The organism is Nonomuraea sp. NPDC047897 (genome assembly GCF_043204415.1).
GTDB lineage: Bacteria > Actinomycetota > Actinomycetes > Streptosporangiales > Streptosporangiaceae > Nonomuraea.
This window is the reverse complement of sequence record NZ_JBIDCC010000003.1, coordinates 256011-269760: the sequence shown is the minus strand read 5'-3', so window position 1 is coordinate 269760 and position 13750 is coordinate 256011. Positions and strand designations below refer to the sequence as shown.

At 70.6% G+C, this 13750-nt stretch carries 15 protein-coding genes and 1 pseudogene; 12 read left to right on the top strand and 4 right to left on the bottom strand.

The annotated features are described in order from the left end of the window. Positions 1-186: 186 nt before the first annotated feature. A complete protein-coding gene (locus ACGF0J_RS08155; RefSeq protein WP_393143234.1) occupies positions 187-528 on the bottom strand; it encodes an ArsR/SmtB family transcription factor in 342 nt (113 codons plus the stop codon). 53 nt (positions 529-581) lie between these two features. Here ACGF0J_RS08155 and ACGF0J_RS08150 point away from each other — a divergent pair, with 53 nt between their 5' ends. The 9 genes from ACGF0J_RS08150 to ACGF0J_RS08110 all read left to right on the top strand — a co-directional run bounded on the left by ACGF0J_RS08150 (position 582) and on the right by ACGF0J_RS08110 (position 7064). Continuing rightward, positions 582-1649, top strand: coding sequence for a flavin-containing monooxygenase (locus ACGF0J_RS08150; RefSeq protein ID WP_393143232.1), 1068 nt, complete (start codon positions 582-584; stop codon positions 1647-1649). A gap of 104 nt (positions 1650-1753) precedes the next feature. Continuing rightward, entirely contained in the window at positions 1754-2104 is a 351-nt protein-coding gene (locus tag ACGF0J_RS08145; protein ID WP_393143230.1) for a hypothetical protein, read from the top strand. Continuing rightward, positions 2101-3525 carry an FAD-dependent oxidoreductase gene (locus tag ACGF0J_RS08140; protein WP_393143228.1) on the top strand — a complete coding sequence of 475 codons (1425 nt, stop codon included), beginning with the start codon at positions 2101-2103 and terminating at the stop codon, positions 3523-3525. The genes ACGF0J_RS08145 and ACGF0J_RS08140 overlap by 4 nt, the downstream gene beginning before the upstream one ends. Before the next feature lie 273 nt (positions 3526-3798). After that, a complete protein-coding gene (locus ACGF0J_RS08135; protein WP_393143226.1) occupies positions 3799-4563 on the top strand; it encodes an SDR family NAD(P)-dependent oxidoreductase in 765 nt (254 codons plus the stop codon). 315 nt (positions 4564-4878) lie between these two features. Beyond that, positions 4879-5226 (top strand): ArsR/SmtB family transcription factor, encoded by a 348-nt coding sequence (locus ACGF0J_RS08130; protein WP_393143224.1) that lies wholly within the window; start codon positions 4879-4881, stop codon positions 5224-5226. A gap of 26 nt (positions 5227-5252) precedes the next feature. Further along, the gene (locus ACGF0J_RS08125) at positions 5253-5732 is read left to right on the top strand and encodes an SRPBCC family protein (protein WP_393143222.1); all 480 of its coding nucleotides are present in this window, start codon (positions 5253-5255) and stop codon (positions 5730-5732) included. Further along, on the top strand, positions 5732-6352 hold the full coding sequence (locus ACGF0J_RS08120; protein ID WP_393143220.1) for a dihydrofolate reductase family protein: 621 nt from the start codon (positions 5732-5734) through the stop codon (positions 6350-6352). The genes ACGF0J_RS08125 and ACGF0J_RS08120 overlap by 1 nt, the downstream gene beginning before the upstream one ends. A 171-nt stretch (positions 6353-6523) precedes the next feature. Then, positions 6524-6916 (top strand): transposase family protein, encoded by a 393-nt coding sequence (locus ACGF0J_RS08115; protein ID WP_393143218.1) that lies wholly within the window; start codon positions 6524-6526, stop codon positions 6914-6916. A 19-nt stretch (positions 6917-6935) separates the two neighbouring features. Further along, positions 6936-7064, top strand: coding sequence for a hypothetical protein (locus tag ACGF0J_RS08110; protein ID WP_393143216.1), 129 nt, complete (start codon positions 6936-6938; stop codon positions 7062-7064). Between the two features lie 113 nt (positions 7065-7177). Here the strand turns inward: ACGF0J_RS08110 and ACGF0J_RS08105 are convergent, their stop codons facing one another. Further along, positions 7178-8407 (bottom strand): hypothetical protein, encoded by a 1230-nt coding sequence (locus ACGF0J_RS08105; protein ID WP_393143214.1) that lies wholly within the window; start codon positions 8405-8407, stop codon positions 7178-7180. A gap of 362 nt (positions 8408-8769) precedes the next feature. On the opposite strand from ACGF0J_RS08105, the pseudogene ACGF0J_RS08100 reads away from it, so the two are divergent. From ACGF0J_RS08100 to ACGF0J_RS08090, 3 genes and pseudogenes are all read left to right on the top strand, one after another. Next, positions 8770-9216 (top strand): annotated as a pseudogene (locus ACGF0J_RS08100) (hypothetical protein); the annotation flags it as partial. A gap of 384 nt (positions 9217-9600) precedes the next feature. Continuing rightward, complete coding sequence (locus ACGF0J_RS08095; RefSeq protein WP_393143212.1) at positions 9601-11130, top strand: endonuclease/exonuclease/phosphatase family protein; 1530 nt, start codon at positions 9601-9603, stop codon at positions 11128-11130. A gap of 336 nt (positions 11131-11466) precedes the next feature. Next, entirely contained in the window at positions 11467-12675 is a 1209-nt protein-coding gene (locus ACGF0J_RS08090) for an RNA-guided endonuclease InsQ/TnpB family protein (protein WP_393143209.1), read from the top strand. A gap of 32 nt (positions 12676-12707) precedes the next feature. Here the strand turns inward: ACGF0J_RS08090 and ACGF0J_RS08085 are convergent, their stop codons facing one another. Further along, entirely contained in the window at positions 12708-13121 is a 414-nt protein-coding gene (locus tag ACGF0J_RS08085; RefSeq protein WP_393143207.1) for an aminotransferase class I/II-fold pyridoxal phosphate-dependent enzyme, read from the bottom strand. Then, a complete protein-coding gene (locus ACGF0J_RS08080) occupies positions 13118-13732 on the bottom strand; it encodes a transcriptional regulator (protein ID WP_393143205.1) in 615 nt (204 codons plus the stop codon). The genes ACGF0J_RS08085 and ACGF0J_RS08080 overlap by 4 nt, the downstream gene beginning before the upstream one ends. Between the last annotated feature and the right edge of the window lie 18 nt (positions 13733-13750).

The window sequence follows — 13750 nt, the reverse complement described above, 5'->3', positions numbered from 1 at the left end:
GGGCGCGCGGATCAGCGGAAGGACAGGGCGAAGGTACGGGCGCACTTGATGGCGGTCTCGGCGCGCATCGCGCACACCCTGAATAGAAGTTCATCTAATCAGTTCGGATTCTGGACCACTGATTAGAGGATTGTCAAATCAGATGAGCACCAAGCCGGGTACGCGCGGTGGCCGCCTGCGGCCCGGTCAACCGCAACCCTCGACGGAGGGGCCGTCGCCCGGCGGGCAGCACGCGGCCAGGGCGGCCTGCAGGTCGGCCAGCGCCCGCCGCGCCCCATCGGGGTTGGCGCGGTAGTAGACGGTCTTCCACTCGCGCCGAGAGGTGAGCACCCCACCCTCCCGCAGCGTCGCCAGGTGGGTGGAGGTGGCCGACTGGGCCAGCGACAGGCGCTCGGCCACCTGGCTCACGGTCAGCTCCACCCCGCCCTCGAACAGGAACAGGATCTGCTGGCGGGTGTCGCTGGCCAGCGCCTTGAGGAAGCCGCGTGCCGCGTCGGTGAGCTGGATGCCGCTGCCTGCCGTCTGCATGGCACGACTCTACCGTATTGTCATTTCTGGATATGAGGATATGATCCGGCGGCATGGACACCATCGTCATCGGCGCCGGCCAGTCCGGCCTGGCCGCCGCCCACGCCCTGCGCGCCGCCGGGCGCACGCCCGTCGTCCTCGAAGCCGGCCCGGCACCCACCGGCTCGTGGAGCAGCTACTACGACAGCCTCACCCTGTTCTCACCCGCCCGCTACAGCGCCATGCCCGGCCAGGACTTCCCGGGCGACGGCGACCACTACCCCACCCGCGACGAAGTCGTCGCCTACCTGCAGCGCTACGCCGACGGCCTGGACGCCGAGATCCGCACCGGCGTCCGCGTCACCGCGGTGGAAGCCGATGGGGCGGGTGGCTTCCTGGTGCACACCGTCGCCGGGGAGACGCTGCGCGCCATGGGCGTGATCGCGGCCAGCGGCTCCTTCGGCAACCCCTACATCCCCGCCGTGCCCGGCCAGGACGGCTACACCGGCCAGGCCCTGCACGTGGCCGGCTACCGCAGCCCCAAGCCGTACGCCGGGCAGCGCGCCGTGGTGGTCGGCGGCGGCAACTCCGCCGTCCAGGTCGCCTACGAGCTGGCCGAGGTGGCCGACGTCACGATCGCCTCCCGGCAGCCGCTGCAGCTCATGCCGCAGATCGTCGGCGGCAAGGATGTGCACTACTGGCACACCACCACCGGTTTCGACCAGCTTCCGCCCGCCTGGCTGGCCCGCGTCGCGAGTGGCACCCTGGTCATGGACACCGGTGACTACGCCGCCGCTCTGGACGACGGCCGCCTGCAGCGCCGCCCCATGTTCACCGCCTTCGACGGCGACCACCTCATCTGGGCCGACGGCGAGAGCGAGCGCGTCGATGCGGTGATCTACGCGACCGGCTATCTGCCCCACCTGGACTACCTGGCTCCACTCGGCGCCCTCGACGAGGCGGGGTTGCCCCTGCACGTCGGCGGCCTGTCCACCACGCACCTCGGGCTCGGCTACGTTGGCCTGGAGTTCCAGCGTTCCTTCGCCTCCAACACCCTGCGCGGCGTGCACCGCGACGCCGAGCACGTGGCGGCGCCGATCGCCGCCTACGCCGGCGGCGTCCTGGCTGCCTACGGCCTGTGACATGGATTCTCCGCTGATCACCCTGGCGCTGTTCGTGCTGCTGCTGGCGACCATGCTGACAATCGCCCGGCGCCGCCGAGCGGGTACAGAAGGTCAGCAGGCGGGTGGCTGACGTGCTGCTGGTGGCCTCGACGCTCTCCATCCTGGCCACCACCGCCGACCGGCTGACCGGCATCCCGGCCTCCGGCTGGGCCGTCTTCGCCCTGCTGACGCTCCTCATCCTGGCGGCCTATGCCGCTCCCGGCCTCGACAGTCCGGCGGCCCGGCGGGCCGCCGCCATGACCACCATCATCCGCAATCTGTCCCTGGCCCTGCTGGTCGCCGGGCTGTCCGCCGACATGGCCCTCGTCAGCCTCATCGTGCCGGCCTACGGCCTGGTGATGTACGCCGTGGCCGGGCTGGCCCTGGCGCCGCTCCGCAGAACCGCTCGTCTTGGAAAGGACTTCGCCCGATGAACACCGCTCTGCCCGTGGCCGTCATCGGCGCCGGCCCCGTGGGTCTGGCCGCCGCGGCTCACCTGGCTGAACGACACCTGTCCTTCGTCGTTCTGGAAGCCGGGCCCGCCGCCGGTTCCTCGGTGCGCCAGTGGGGACACATACGCATGTTCAGCCCGTGGCGCTACAACACCGACGCCGCCGCGGTACGCCTGCTGCGCGCCCGCGGCTGGACGCCGCCCGACCCCGAGGCGCTGCCCACCGGACAGCAGCTCGTCTCCGCCTACCTGGAGCCGCTGGCCGGCCACGACGCCATCGCCGCGCACATCCGCTACGGGGCGCGCGTGTCCGCGATCAGCCGCCTGGACGTCGACCGGCTCCGCACAGCGGGCCGCGAGAGCGCGCCGTTCGTCGTCCGGCTGAAGGACGGCAGCGAGATCACCGCGCAGGCGGTGATCGACGCCTCCGGCACCTGGGCGACTCCGAACGTGCTCGGCGCCAACGGACTGCCCGCCCTCGGCGAGCGCGAGGCGGCCGACTGGATCGACCACGCCCTGCCCGACGTGCTCGGCACCGACCGCCACCGGTTCGCCGGCCGGCACACGGTCGTGGTCGGCGCCGGCCACTCGGCCGCCACCACGCTCCTCGCGCTCGCCGACCTGGCCGAGCAGGCGCCGGGTACCCGCATCACCTGGGCCATCCGCGCCGACGCGCCGGAGCGCGCCTATGGCGGCGGCGAAGCAGACGCCCTGCCCGCCCGCGGCTCCCTCGGCTCGGGCCTGCGCCTGCTCGTCGACAAGGGCCTCATCGACCTGGCCGCGGGCTTCAAGGTCAGCGCCGTCCGCGTCCTGACCGACGGCACCGTCGAGCTCCGCTCCCGACAGCCCGCAGGCTCCGATCGCACCCTCAGAGCCGATCAGGTCGTGGCCGCCACCGGCTACCGGCCGGACCACTCCATCGCCGCCGAACTGCGGCTCGACCTCGACCCCATCCTCGGCACCACCCGCCTGCTCGCCCCGCTGATCGACCCCAACGACCACTCCTGCGGCACCGTACGCCCGCACGGGGTGGACGAGTTGGCCCACCCCGAGCCCGGCTACCACGCCATCGGGATGAAGAGCTACGGCCGCGCCCCCACCTTCCTGCTGGCCACCGGCTACGAGCAAGCCCGGTCCGTCATCGCCGCCCTGGCCGGCGACTGGGCAGCGGCCCGAGAGGTCCAGCTCGACCTGCCCGAGACCGGCGTCTGCTCGGTCACCCTGGCCGTGCGCGCCATCACCGACGACTTCGGCCTGCCGCCCGACTCCCCCGCCAAGCTCATGGCCGCCACCACCCGCCACCTCGCCCAACACACCAACCCCGCCGACGCGGTCATGGCCGCGGCCCACGAACTGGGCATCGAACCGGCCGCCGCCCTCAAACTCGCCGCCCTGGCCGGATAGGCCGCCCACGCCCCAGTGGCTCGACCGCGTCCGTCGTCGGCTCGCCGCGCTCGCTCGTGGCTGGCTCCCGCCTGTTGGTCATCGACCGTGCCACACGCACCAGATGCCGGTCACGATCGCTTCGTTACGTCCCCGATCGGTGGCGTACGTCACATGGCCGTGCTGTCACACGGGGCGGGTCACCGGCATCTCCTGTTCGCCAGGACGGCGCGCGAACGACCCGTGCGGCACGCGACGCCACCGAACAGAAATCCATCGAACAGGGGCTTGGTCATGAAAGAGCACACCACGCAGAAGGTGGCAATGATCACCGGGGCGAACAAGGGGATCGGTCGCGCGACCGCCGAGCAACTCGCCAGGATGGGCATGACGGTCCTCATCGGCGCCAGAGACCCGCAGCGCGGCGAGGAAGCCGCCGCGGCGATGCGTGCGGCGGGTGGTGACGCGCACACGATCACCCTGGACGTCACCGACCCGACCACCGTCCAGGAGGCCGCGAGGTGGGTCGAGGAGCGCTTCGGTCACCTCGACGTGCTGATCAACAACGCGGGCGTCACCGGTTCCGGGCAGGTCTCGCCCGCGGACGCCCACGATCAGATCCCAAGCTCCGTGGACCTGGACATGGTCCGGGCGGTCTTCGAGACCAATGTCTTCGGAGTGATCGCGGTGATCAACGCCATGCTCCCGCTGCTGCGGCGGTCCCCGCTGCCGCGCATCGTCAACGTCAGCAGTCACGCCGGGTCGCTGACCCTCACCAGTGACCCGGACGGCCCTTTCGCGGCGCTGCTGCCGTCGGCCGCGTACACGCCGTCCAAGAGCGCACTGAACGCGCTGACCGTGCAGTACGCCAATGAGCTGCGTAAGGACGGCATTCTCGTCAACGCCGCCGCCCCCGGATATGTCGACACCGACAGCAACAACCACACCGGGCACCTCACCCCCGCGCAGGGCGCCGCGGTCGTGGTACGCCTGGCCACGCTCGGCCCGAACGGCCCGACCGCCGGGTTCTTCAGTGAGGACGGCCCGCTGCCCTGGTAGCGGTCAGTGATGCGGTGAAGGAGCGGGACCCCGCTCCTTCACGGCCCTCCGCTCCCGAACATGTCCCCAGCCGCCAGGTAGCCGGGTGAGAGATCTTGATTGCGGTTCCTGATCGTTTTGGTGGGCGGTCGGGTGAAGAGTGGGTTCGGGTGCGTCGGGAGTGGGAGCCGGAGGAGCTGATCGCGGCGTGGACGCTGCTGGACGGCGACTGGGAACGTTTCCGCAGCCGCTGGCAAGGGTCACGATCGTCATCTGACAAGGCCCGCCTGATTCCCCTGGATTGACGCATGCCGATATCGGCATATGATGGCGCCCATGGCACGAGCAGCGACGACGTCGGACGTCTTCAACGCGATCGCCGAGCCGCAGCGCCGGGAGATCCTGATACTGCTGCGGGCGGGTGAGCGGCCGGTGACCGAGTTGGCCCAGGAGCTGGGGATGACCCAGCCGCGGGCGTCCAAACACCTGCGGGTGCTCCGGGAGGTCGGGCTGGTGCGGGACCGCAAGGCCGGCAAACAGCGCCTGTACGGCCTGGACGCCCGCGGGCTGCGACCGGTCCACGAGTGGACCGGCGGGTTCGAGCGGTTCTGGAACGAGAGCTTCGACCGGCTGGCCGAGTACGTGCAGGACCTCAAGCAGGCAAGTCAGGAAGGAAGTAGCTGATGAGCGAAACGGGACAAGGAGCGCCGGTGCAGTCTGCGACGGCCGACCGCGAGATTGTGATCTCCCGGGTCATCGACGCCCCACGGGAGCTGGTGTTCGAGGCGTTCACCGAGGTGCGGCACCTGTCGCGGTGGTGGGGGCCGGAGGGGTTCACCACCACCACGCGGTCCTTCGAGTTCCGCGTCGGCGGTGAGTGGGACTTCGTGATGCACGGGCCGGACGGGACGGACTACCAGGAGTGGATCACCTGGACCGAGATCGTCCCGCCGGAGGGGATCGCGCTGCTGCACGGCGAATACCGCGGCGACCCGAACGCCTTCGAGTCGGTCCTCGCGTTCGCGCCCGATGGGGCGGCGACCCGGATCGAGATGCGCACGGTGTTCCGCACCAAGGAGCTGCGCGACGAAGCGGTTGCGAAATACCACGCGATCGAGGGCGGCCGGCAGACCCTGAGCAACCTGGCTGCCTACGTCACCGAGATCGTTCGGAAGGGAGCTGAGGGCTGATGGCCGGCAAGGTGTTCTTCAGCGTGTCGATGTCGCTGGACGGTTTCATCGCACCCGAGTCCCTCGGGGATTTGATGGGGCGGCAGTGGATGGAACTGCAGCGATGGATCTTCCCACAGCGGTTCTTCCGGGAGAACCTGAAGCTCGGCGAGGGCGGTGAGGAAGGGCGTGACAACGACATCGTGCGGGAGACGTTCGAGCGCACCGGCGCGAGCGTGATGGGCAAGCGCATGTTCGACGCCGGCGAGCAGATGTGGCCGGAGGAGGCACCGTTCCACACGCCGGTGTTCGTCGTGACGCACGAGAAGCGTGACCCCTGGGAGCGGCCGGGTGGGACCACCTTCCACTTCGTCAACGACGGCATCGAGAGCGCGCTCGACCAGGCCCGAGATGCCGCCGGCGACCGAGACGTCCGCATCGCGGGCGGCGGCGCGACGATCCTGGAGTACGTGAACGCCGGCCTGGTCGACGAGTTCTCGATCGCGCTCTCACCCGTGCTGTTCGGCTCCGGAATCCGCCTGTTCAAGGGCGTGGACGCGGGCCGAGTGGCCCTGGAGCAGGTCCGCGGGGAGCCGACGCAGCGGGTGACCCACCTGACCTACGCAGTCCGGGAGCGGTAACTGTCTCGACCTCAGCACTCCCCCGCCGAGGTCAGCAGCGCGATGAGATCCTCGATGCGCTGAGCGTCAGGGCCCTCCCCGCTCCCGAACATGTGCCAGCCGCCAGGTAGCTTCCCCGTGACTACGCGAGCTCGCCGTATTCGGCAACGTTATGCCGCGTAGTTCACGAGTGTGGTGTTTGCGGGGCTGTCAGCCCTGGTCATCGAGGCAGTAGAGGACGAGGATGACCTCATCCGGGTCGTGGCCCGGACGCGGGATGAGCCGGTGCCGTGCCCGGTGTGCGGGGCGCTGACCGGTCGGGTGCACAGCTACGGCAGGCGGACGGTCACGGATGTCCCGGTCGACGGACGGCCGGCGGGTGCTCGGTTGTCGGCGGTCTTGGCCGTCCCGATGAGCGTGGCCGAATGCCGGGCCAGCTTGGGGTGCTGGCGGGCCCGCTCCTTGCCGGCGGCGGTCTCGGCCTCGCCGATCAGCTCACCACGGTTCAGCTCACCACGGTTCAGCCCACCACGGTGCGGCAGATCTCCTCGGTCGATGACGCGCTCGATGTGCGGCATCTGCTGATCGACCGGCGCCGGAGACGGTGCGGCGCCGCTTCGGCGACGGCATCGAGCCGTACGAGGAGAACGACGGGATCCGCGAGTACACCGTGTGTGAGACACGGCTCGCCGACCTGGTCGAGGAGGAGATCGCCGAGCACGTCGAGGGGTGAGCAGCCCGCGGATGCGGGACATGACCGCCTTGAGCGCGATCTTCTGGGAGTCACCCGAAGGGGGTCATCGCTCCTGAAGGTGGGCGCGGGCGGCGGCCCGACGGCCGGAACGCTCAACGTGAGCGTAGTTCCGCCGCCACCGCCCGCTCCCGCAGTTCGGCCGCCTCGGCCCGCGCGGCGTCGAGCTGAGCCCGGACGTCATCCAGCCGTGCCCGCTCCAGTCGCAACTCCACGCGCAACTCATCGCGCTCGCCCGCCAGCGCGTCGGCCCGCGCTCGTTCGGCGGCCACGGCCTCGGCCGCCTGCGCGGCCTCACGCGAACCGGCCTCGGCGGCTTGCCGTTCCAGGTCCGCCAGGCGCCCGGCCAGCTCGACCAGCTCACGGGTCGCGCTCTCCTGCTCCCGCCTGGCCAGCGCGACCTCCGCCTCAGCGGCCTCGCGTACCTGCGCGACCTCCGCCTCGGCGGCCTTGCGTACCTGCGCGACCTCCGTGCCGGCCGCGTCACGTGCCAGCCGCGCCTGCTCGGCCGCGTTCTCGCGGGCCTGTTCGGCCTCGTTGAGTGCCAGGGCGCGGTCCCGTTCCGCCTCCGCCGCCGCCCGCGCGGCGTTCTCGGCGCGGGATACGGCCCGGTCACGTTCCTGGGCGGCAGCCTCCGCCCTGGCCTGCGCGGCAGCGACGTCACGTTCGGCCTCCTGCCGAACCCGTACGGCCCCCGTCACCTCCTCGCGCGCCTGATCACGTTCGGCCCGCGCCCGTACGGCCTCCTCGGCGGCCTGCTCAGCCCGCTCCTGTGCCTGCCGGATCCGGGCCTCGGCCTCCGAGACCCGTTCGGCGAGCTCGCGGGCCGCCTGGTCCCTGCCTGTCTCCGCCTGCTCGGCCCGTCGCGCCGCGTCGTCCGCGCGCCGCTCGGCCAGCTTGGCCCGCCGCGCCGCTTCCTCGGCGTTCTGCAACGCCTGCCGCTCGGTGCTGGCGGCCTCGCGCAGGGCGGCCAACGCCTGCTCGCGCGCTCTCTCGGCATCGCTCAGCGCGTCGTCCCGCTCGGCTTGGGCCTCCTCCACCCGCAGCCGCATCTCAGCGGCTTCCCTGCGCGCGTGCTCGGCGGCCTCCCGTGCCAGCCGTACCTGCTCGAAGGCCTGCTCCCGCTCGGTACGGGCGATCGCCACCCGCGTGTGCGCCTCCGCCTGGACCGCGCTGAGCTTGGCCTCCACCCCCGCCGGGCTCAGCTCCTCGGCCAGCGCCCGGGCCAGCGGCTCGATGGCCGCCGCCAGCCCGCTCTCCATCCGTTCGTACAACTGCTCGGCCCTGGCCAGCGCCCCCTCCAGCCCCGGGGTCGCCCGCCGCATCTCGCGCTCCCGCTTGGCGGTCGCCTGACAGTCGCCCTCAGGACAGTACGCCTTGGGCCGCCCCCTCCCCCGCCGCTGCTCGATCGGCGATCCACAGTGCCTACACGGCGTCACCACAACCGTCTCTTCCGTCACAGCACCACGATAGCATTACTGGTTTTCCAGAAAATAGAAAACAGAAAATCTGATCTGTTGCGCGCCACGATGATGCAGACAACTTGCGAGAAGGCTGAATTCCCGCAAGTTTCGCCGGGTGAGCCGGGAGGCACGTGCGGTGACGTCAGTCGTGCGGACCGCTTGTCGGGTGTTCCCGTGCTTGATGGTGACCCGCGAGCTGTACCCTCTTCTGCTCCCCCTCGCAGGAGGGGATGGCGTGGGCGCGGGAGAAGACCGACACCGATGAGCACCTGCTGGCGTTGACGCTCGCGCTGAAGTGTTTTCAGCGGCTGGGCCGGTTCGCCAAGGCCCGCGAGGTGCCGCCCCCGGTGGTGAAGCATGCACGGCGGTGTCTGGAGCTGCGCGAGGACGTGGCGCCGGGTATGCCTCGCCGCGTCCGGCGGAGTCGCATTGGGTGGTGGTGCGGCGCCGGGAGGGGGTGGCCTATGCGCCCAAGCGCGACCTGCCACGATCGCTCGCTCGCGGGTTCCGGCTGGGCATCGTCCAGCATGAGCGGGAAGAACGTTCCGGCGGCCGGTGTCACGTTGGCCAACAGGGCTGTGCCTTCGCTGATGTCCGCCTGTGCCAGAAGTGCTCGTGCCAATATCCAGGCGCGATCGACGGCCTGCCCGAGGGGCAGCCATGAGCGGTGAGATGGATCATGGCGCAGATGGTCACCGCGACCTGCGGAAACACTCAAGGTCGCGTTATTGCGCCAGACTCTCCCGCCAGTCAGGCCGACGCCGGCTCACCGCCGTTAGTCGTGCACACCCGTCCTGACATGCTCGAACATCCCCCACCGCTAATGGCTGTCCGCTCGTTCCTCGACCCCGCGATCGCCCAGCACCTCGTAGGGGCCGCCGAGGGGTTCGGGGGGCTGCGCGGCCGGCACCGATCCGCTCGGCCCATTCGGGACGCAGGAACACGACGACCAGGGCTTGTTCAGACAAGCTGTGCGCACTTGTCCAAGTAAATACAGGGGAAACTGGCAAATTTGCGTACATCTGGGCTTTACTCTGGTCATGGATGCTTCCTCCATGCGCAGGACTCTCTCCATCGCGGCCGCCCTCCTGGCCACCGTCTCCCTCACCGCAGCCGCCCCCGACGGCACGCTGACCCCCGTCTCCGCCTCCGTAAAGGCGGGCGACCCCGTCCAGCTCCGCTACTCCACCCCCGCACCCGACCCGAAGAACTGGATCGGCCTCTACACCGACCCGGGCAACGGCCCCGTCGACCAGAAGTACGTCGGCCCCTCGCTGAAGTGGGTCTACGTTCCACAGGGCAGCGGCACCGCCTCTCTCGACACCGACGGTCTCGAGCCGGGCGACTACGTCGCCTACGCGCTGGCCAAGGACGGCTACCAGTGGTTGGCCGATCCAGCCAAACTGAGGATCGTGAGCAGCGAACCCCTTCACTTCGTCACCGGGTCGATCCCGCTGCGCAACGCCCGCGCGGGTAGCCCCTACAGCGCGACCGTCCACGGCCTGGTCAGGGGGGCGGCGACCGGCTTCCGCAAGGTCAGCGGGCCCGACTGGCTCGACGTCGGCCAGGACGGCTCCGTCACCGGCACCCCGCCCGCCTCCGCCTCCGCCAAGACCGTCACCGCCACCGTCGAGGCCGCCAACGCCGCGGGTGAGACCGCCACGACCCAGGTCAGCGTGCGGGTCAGGCCGCCTGGCGCGTCACTCGTGCCCGAGCTGAAGGCGCTCAGCTGGAACCTGTGGCACGGCGGCACCCAGGTGCGCGGCGGCAGGGAGAAGCAACTGAAGTTCCTGCTCGACCGCGACATCGACGTGGTCGGCGTGCAGGAGAGCAGCGGAACCTCGGCCAAGGAGCTGGGCGAGGCGCTCGGCTGGGACTACCACCAGGCGGGACCTGACGTCGGCTTCATCAGCCGCTATCCGATCACCTCGCGCGGCCCGCTGCCGTCGGAGTCGGGGCTGCCCGCCACCAACGTGAAGGTCAGCGTCGACGACCGTCGCGGTCGCGAGGTGGCGCTGTGGAACGTGCACCTCGGCTACACCCCCTACGGCCCCTACGACGCGTGCTTCGGCAAGTACCCGGTCGACAGGCTCATGGCCAGGGAGGCCGAGTCCGGCCGTACCGCGCAGATCGAGGGCGTCATCAAGGCGATGCAGGGCGACCTGGCCGCGGCCGGGCGCACCCCCGTCCTGCTCATGGGTGACTTCAACGCCCCGTCCCACCTCGACTGGACGCCGGCCGCCAAGAAGTGCGGCTACGACTCGGTGGCATGGCCCACCTCCGTCGTCCCCGAGCGGGCCGGACTGAAGGACTCCTTCCGCGTCGCCCACCCCGACCCCGTGGCCGAGCCCGGCATCACCTGGTCGCCGATCTACACCGCGTTCACCGGCGGCTACGGGCACGACTCCCACAAGGGTGAGCCGGAGCCGCAGGACCGCATCGACTTCATCCACTACAAGGGCGGCCTGCGCGTCCAGAGCTCGGCCGCGGTGGTCGAGGGCACTCCCGCGCCGATCCCCGGCCACAAGGACAACGCCTGGACCTCCGACCACGCGGCGGTGCTGACGGCCTTCACGCTCCAGTAGCCGGAAACCTGTCCGACACGGTCGCGCAACGCTCAGGAACCGCGCGTTTCTGATGTCCGGCCCTGCGGCTTACCCCACACGAGCAGGAACGCCTGCTCATCCATCAAAGCCTCCCGAGGGGACCGGCGGCTTGAGCCGTCGGGGGAATCGGGAGCGGGAGGGCTGTCAAGGCCCGAGTGTGCCCTGACCTGTCAGATTCGGGCATCAGAGATGTCCGTTCATCGTGCGTTAGATACATGACGCTGGGATAGTGATCGTGTGACTCGTCAGGTGCGCACGTCCCCCGGCGCGGCGTACGACCTCGGGTACGGGTGCAGCGGTACATCGAGACGCGGTATGAGCGGGCACCCAGGGCGGGTGGCGGTGCGTAGGTCTTACACGTTCCTCATGCGTGCGACCGCGCACCAGCGGGCCGCGCTCACCGCGTGCCTGGACGACCACCGCGCCCTGTACAACGCGGCGCTTGAGGAGCGGCGCGAGGCGTACAAGCGGTCCAAGGTGTCGATCCGGTACGGCGACCAGTCGGCCCAGCTCAAGGAGATCCGCGCCTACGACGCGGACCAGGCCCGTTGGTCGTTCTCGTCCCAGCAGGCCACGCTGCGCCGGTTGGACAAGGCGTTCGGCGCGTTCTTCGACCGCGTCAGGAAAGGCGCGACGCCCGGATACCCGCGCTTCAAGGGCCGGGGCTGGTTCGACACGGTCGAGTGGCCCAAGGACGGCGACGGCTGCCGGTGGGACTCCCAACCCGAGCATCCGGCCGCGACGTTCGTGCGCCTTCAGGGCGTCGGCCACGTCCGGGTGCACCAGCACCGGGCCGTGAAGGGCCGGGTGAAGACGATCAACGTGAAGCGGGAAGGCTCCCGCTGGTACGTCGTCCTGTCGTGCGACGACGTGCCCGCCGAGGCCCTGCCCGTCACGGGTGCGGTCGCGGGGGTCGACCTGGGGGTGGCGTCGCTGGTCACCACGAGCGACGGCGAGCATCTGGCCAACCCGCGTCACCTCGCCGCGACCGCCGATCGTCTCGCGACGGCGCAGCGCGACCTCGCCCGCAACAAGCGGGGCTCCAAGCGTCGTCGCAAGGCGGTGGCCCGTGTCGCCGCGCTGCACGCCAAGGTCCGGCGGCAGCGCCTCGACCACGCGCACAAGGCCGCCTTGGCCCTGGTCCGTGGCTACGACGTGATCGTGCACGAGGACCTGCGGATCACCCACATGACCCGTTCAGCGTCCGGCACGATCGACGCGCCCGGCCGCAACGTCGCCGCCAAGGCCGGCCTGAACCGTTCGATTCTCGACGCGGGTTGGGGGGTGTTCCTGACGATCCTCGCGCACAAGGCTGAAAGCGCCGGTCGAGAGCTGATCGCAGTCGATCCCCGCAACACCTCCCGCACGTGCGCCCGCTGCGGGCACGTGGCGAAGGAGAACCGTCTCACCCAGGCCGCGTTCGCCTGTACGGCGTGCGGGCACACCGCGCACGCCGACGTGAACGCGGCGACCAACATCCTGAGGGCAGGGCTTGCCCTTCGCCAGGCCGCGCAAGCGGCTTAGCGAGAAGCCGCTCCCTTCAGGGAGCGGAGGAGTCACTGCCCAGTCCCGGTCGGGTCGAGGGCGACGCCGGTGACCTCGCACAGGGCGAGCGGGACGGTCTCGGCCGCCTGGTAGTTCGGGGTCACCACCACCGCGTGGTCGCCCGCGCCCAGCAGCACGTTCATCGCCAGGTAGAGGGCCTCCTCTGCGCCGGCGAAGCAGATGACGTCGGCCGCGTCAGCTTGCTCGTACGTTCCGGCGATCGCCTCGCGCAGGGCGGGGTCGCCGTAGGTCTCGGTGTAGCCCAGCGAAAGGTTCTCAAAGGCGGCGCGGTCCTGGTCATCGGCCAGGGCGAGCAGCTCGCTGAGGGTCATGGTCTGCGCGTCGGAGGCGGTCAGGTGATGGCGCGCGGTGAACTCCCACCGGGAGAAGTAGGTTTCCAGGCGGAAGTCGGGCAGGCGGGTCACGGCGTGTGGTCCTTCGTGCTGGGTGCTCGGAGTTCGGCCAGCAGGCCGTAGAGGGTGGAGCGGGAGACCCGTAGGGCGGCGGCGACGACGGGGGTGGCGCGGCGCACGGCGAAGACCTTGGCCTCCTCCAGCCGGGCCAGGACGGCCAGGCGGTCGGCGCGGGTCAACCGCTCCACCGGGCGGCCGCACTCGCGCACGTAGGCGCCGACGATGTGCTGGACGCGCTCGTTCCAATCCTGCTCGAACAGCGGCTCCGGCCGGGGCGTCGTCGGGGCGCCGAACGCGGACAACACGGCTACGGCCTGCTCCAGCGGTGTGCGGTCGAGGTTGACGCACAGCACCGCGGCGGCCTTGCCGTCCGGCTCGCGCAGGACGGCGCTGACCGATGACAGCCGCCGACCGTCGGCGAGCAGCTTCTCGTACGGTCCGAACACGTCCCGCGCGGATGGGTCCAGCGTGTCCAGCTCGCCCAGCAGTGACGGGTCCCCTGGGCCGCGGGAGCTCATCGGATTCCAGATCGCGAGGATTCGGTCGGTGTCCGGGTCGTGCAGGACCACCTCGGCATACGGGCCGAGCAGCAGCGCGACGGCCTGGCATGCCGGCGCCCACATCTGGACTCGGTGATCTGT